The sequence below is a fragment of the Streptomyces mayonensis genome, assembly GCF_018982965.1.
In the GTDB taxonomy this organism is placed as follows: Bacteria; Actinomycetota; Actinomycetes; order Streptomycetales; family Streptomycetaceae; genus Streptomyces; species Streptomyces mayonensis.
The window spans coordinates 1-4093 of record NZ_JACBYP010000231.1 but is presented as its reverse complement, the minus strand read 5'-3'; the positions used below and the strand labels follow the sequence as shown (position 1 = coordinate 4093).

Below are 4093 nucleotides of genomic sequence, written 5' to 3'. Positions count from 1 at the left end.
TCACCTCACCGCATAACAGACCTACGAAACGATGGGGTCATGGCGACCTTGCAGTCCGAAAATTCTATGCAAATGCCTGTGCAGGAGCCGGTCGCGTTCCGGTAACGGATCTCCCGGCGGACAGGGCGTGAATCGATTCCAGAGGGCCGGCAAGATACCCGCGAGCGTGCGCGACATGTGCTCCCGGTCCGTGACTGCACCTCTATCGCGCTAGACATCAGCATGACCGCCAGTTCGGCACCAGCTATGAAGCCCCGAGCGACGCCACGCGCCAGGGCTGACGTTCTTGAGGAACAGACTTCAGCTCGCCGTTCCGCAGGCGCCTGCGGAGGGCTATAGGTCGGACAGCGCCTTCTCGCTCTTCCGCGCTGCTTCAGAAGGCCAGATCTGAGTCCGGTCAAACTGACCAGGACTTTCGCCTCATCGTCTGCCTACTTCCTGAAGTCCGTCATGACGGCGACGACGCGGCGTCTTCTTCCCGAGGGTCGACATTGACGGGATCGTGCATGTGCTCAAATCGCCGCCGCTGACGCTCCTCGTGCCGGGTCACCCTGGTCTGCTTCTCCACCGTCTGTTCGGAGAGGGGCGGGAGGGCGTCATCGCGGATGTATGCCGCTAGGACGTCGACCATGTCCTTTCTCAGTTCGCCGAACCAGCGGATCGCGAAATAGTGCCGGACTCCGGCAGCCCGGTAGCGGTTCGCGAGTTGGAGATGAAGTGTTACCCGCTCACGAACGTCCCGGTTTGGAATACGGGTGACGGCCAAGTCGGTGTTCTTCAGGTGCCCGAACACGGTGTCCAGATACGGCAGCCTTTCGTCTGTATGCGCTGTAACGACGTCATTGCCCCCGACGGTCTCCAGAAACGCACCCAGGGCGATCAGCTCGTTCAGTGCCTTGTCCGCCGCGACCTGACCGATCTCCAACAGACGGGCTTCCCGTGCCAGATCTTTCTGATGCGACAGTGTGAGCCATACACCGCCGAATGACGCGGCGCCACCTATGAGGGCACCGCCCAGGCCGCTGATCAGTCCCACCAACGTCTCCGTCTGCACAGCGATTACCCTGCCGGACAATGGCCCTTGATGGAGGTGATTCCGTCAGGTTCATACGGCGTTCGTCAACGGTGCCCTTCCTCGTATGCCAGCGCCAGCTCTTCCATGTGCACGGAGTAGAGCGTCTCGACCCGCCGGGCACGGGTCAGGCCGACTCCCTCCGGCGGAAGCTGTTCGTCCCGGACCAAGGCTCCCAGGCAGTCCAGAGCGTGATCACAGAGCTCTGTGAGGACCTGAGGCGATCCTTCAAGAGCAGGTTCCGAGATGTCGGACCAGGCCAGCAGCTCAGCGATCTTGCTCAGCCTCAGCCGGAAGGGCTCGTCGCGGATTCTCAGCAGGATCGGCTCCAGCTTGTTCACTTGCTGCTGTAGGGACCGCTGCCACACATCGATACGCTGCTGCGCCTCCTCCTGGAACTCGGCCGGCCTTCCACGTACGTGCTGCTTGATCTGGAAGAACATCTGGATCGCCGAGTCCACGGCGGTGTCGGTTCGCTGAGCGATCACAAGCTGCCGCGAAGCACGAGTCTGCTGCCGCTGGGCAATGACTGTCGCCCACAGCGAGAGCCCTCCACCAATGATCGTGCCACCCACTCCGAAGATCGCCCCCACCCACACCGATCCGTCCATGGTGGGCATCATGCAGACCGGAACCAGTCCTGTGAGGCTGATCCCATGAAATTTCCGGCGGCCCACGCTGCGCTTGGGGACGGGGCGGGACGTACCACCACAAGGCAACGAGGAAGTCGCGCAATCAATTGGGCGCAATCCTGAACTTCACCACCAAGCAGCACCAGCATTCGGCCCCCCATCTGCCGTCCTCCTCCCGGAGCATCGTGCGCAGGTCGCACGATGGGGCACGCGAGGGGCAATAGGATCCTGACGAGCTTGATGCTGGTGGCCTGAGCACTCCGGGAAAGGCCATGACGTTGCCAAGGGTTACTCGTATCTTCGGACTATGACCGCAACTGCCCGGCGCGAGCTGGTGAGTCCAGCGTCCCGAAACGCCGTCCGCTCACTCGCCACGTCTTTGACCGTCCGTATCGTGTCCGAGCTGTGGGAGGACCAGGGCTTCGCGCCGATCCCCCCGGAGGAGCTGAAGTACCAGGATCCCGGCCAGCGGCGGACTGAGTTCATGCTCTACGCCGAGGGCGTGGACTGGACCGACCCGGACCACGTGCGTCGCGCGCTTCTCGTGTTCGAGGACTTCCTCCGCAAGTACGACGAGGAGACGTATCAGTGGAGGCATGAGTCTTCGCCAACACCCGATGCGTGGCGCGAGGACATCCGGGTCCGACTGGAACGGGACGGACTCGTACTTGACGGAAGCGGCAAGATCACGTGGAGCGCTCCGCCTGTTCTGGCCCGGGACCTGAGCGCGCTGACTGACGCTTCGGGCATCTTCGTCGAGTTGGAGCGCATCCGCCGGGACTTGACGACCGACCCTCACGGTGCCATCGGGGCAGCCAAGCAGCTCATCGAGGCGACGGCCAAGACGGCTTTGCGTGAGCTGGGCGTCCCTATCGACAAGAACGCCGCGCTGCCGGCTCTCGTCAACACGGTGCAGAAGGCGCTGAAGCTCGATGCCGGCTCTGCTCCCGACGGGCCCGACGGCAGCAAGGCTGTGAAGAAGATTCTCTCCGGCTCTGTGAACATCGCCGTGGGCGTTGCCGAGCTGCGCAACCAGGGCTTCGGAAGCGGACACGGAATGGCGAGTGCCCCGTCAGGACTCGGGGTCCGTCATGCCCGGCTGACGGTGAACGCCGCCGTGACGTGGTGCGAGCTAATTCTTGACACGCTGGCGGATCCGGCCGCTCCGTGGCGCAGGGGCAGGAGTTGATCGTGGGAAGAACTAAGAAGGGTCTCAAGCGGAACAACCACACTGTGCCCAGGTCCTACCTGGAGCGCTTCGCCGGTGAGTTCATGCAGGTGTCCCGCCTTCGGTTGGAGGATGGCGTCTGCAAGTCTGAGCCCATTAAGCGGTCGACGGTGGTCAGGGACTTCTACCTCATGGAGACTGCGGACGGGCACTGGTCTGACGCAGCGGAGGATGCGTTCGGAGTGATCGAGAGCGGCGGCATCCAGGCGATCCGAGCAGCCGTTGACGACCGACTCTGGCCATTGCCGGATGAGCACCGTGCAGCCCTCTCGGCATGGGTTGCGCTTCAGTACGTAAGGGTCCCGGCCATCCGGCAGGGTGGTGACGAGGTGGCGGACTTCATGCTAAAGCTGAATGTGGCGGTCAATGGCAAGCCGCGAATACGGCGGTTCCTTGCGGAACGGCTGGGGCGGCCCCCGACGGAGGAGGAAGTCGATGGGCACTGGGAGAGGCTCACGGACTTCAACTCCTACAAGGTCAAGCAACACCCGAACAGGCACCTGAAGCTCATCAAGGAATTGGTCCCCAAGGCGGCCGGGCATTTCTTCGATAGTGCTTGGTGGATCTGCCGTTTCGAGAGTGAAGCACTGCTTACGGCGGACTGCCCCGTGGTCCTAGTCCCACGAGCTGGTGACGAGGGCGACGGCGTTGGTCTTGCGACAGCCCAGATGTTCCTGGTTCCCCTGGACCGCCGCGCGGGACTTGTGATCCAGAACTGCCGAGGCGCGGACCGCGAGTTTCCACCAAGCGGGGAGATCGCGCATACGTTCAATCAGCAGCTCGTACTGAACGCTCACCGGAGCGTGTTCCATCACCCGGACGACCAGCCGCTCAAGGGATTGCACATTCCTGGTGTCAGGGTCAGTGAGATCTCGATCGAAGCGGATCCCAAAGAGTTCCTCATGCCTGATGGGTGGCGAGGCGGCAAGGCTTGATCACCTCCGCCGCACACTGGCTCTGTTGCCCGGGAGGCGTTCGAGCCGGTAGGCGAAGTCACACCAATCCAGGGCGCACCGACGGTCCAGCCTGCCCGTGCTGCAAGCGTGGCAAGCGTGGCAGGCGTGGTATTCGCACCAGTGTCAGGGCCCTTGGCGGCCCATGGAGTGAGCCACGAGCCTGCCTCCCAGAGCTCTTCCCTAGGTCTGTTATGCGGTGAGGTGG

At 63.0% G+C, this 4093-nt stretch carries 4 protein-coding genes; 2 read left to right on the top strand and 2 right to left on the bottom strand.

Annotated elements, in window-relative coordinates; genetic code table 11:
* Positions 1–448 precede the first annotated feature (448 nt).
* Both HZS56_RS37410 and HZS56_RS37405 read right to left on the bottom strand, forming a co-directional pair.
* Positions 449–1036 (bottom strand): hypothetical protein, encoded by a 588-nt coding sequence (locus HZS56_RS37410; RefSeq protein WP_244942277.1) that lies wholly within the window; start codon positions 1034–1036, stop codon positions 449–451.
* 83 nt (positions 1037–1119) lie between these two features.
* On the bottom strand, positions 1120–1683 hold the full coding sequence (locus HZS56_RS37405) for a hypothetical protein (protein ID WP_159107072.1): 564 nt from the start codon (positions 1681–1683) through the stop codon (positions 1120–1122).
* 415 nt (positions 1684–2098) lie between these two features.
* Between HZS56_RS37405 and HZS56_RS37400 the strand changes: the two genes are divergently transcribed.
* Both HZS56_RS37400 and HZS56_RS37395 read left to right on the top strand, forming a co-directional pair.
* Positions 2099–2893, top strand: a complete 795-nt coding sequence (locus HZS56_RS37400; RefSeq protein ID WP_244942276.1) for an abortive infection family protein — start codon at positions 2099–2101, stop codon at positions 2891–2893.
* A 2-nt stretch (positions 2894–2895) separates the two neighbouring features.
* On the top strand, positions 2896–3867 hold the full coding sequence (locus HZS56_RS37395) for a DUF4238 domain-containing protein (protein ID WP_159107071.1): 972 nt from the start codon (positions 2896–2898) through the stop codon (positions 3865–3867).
* The last annotated feature ends 226 nt before the right edge of the window (positions 3868–4093 follow it).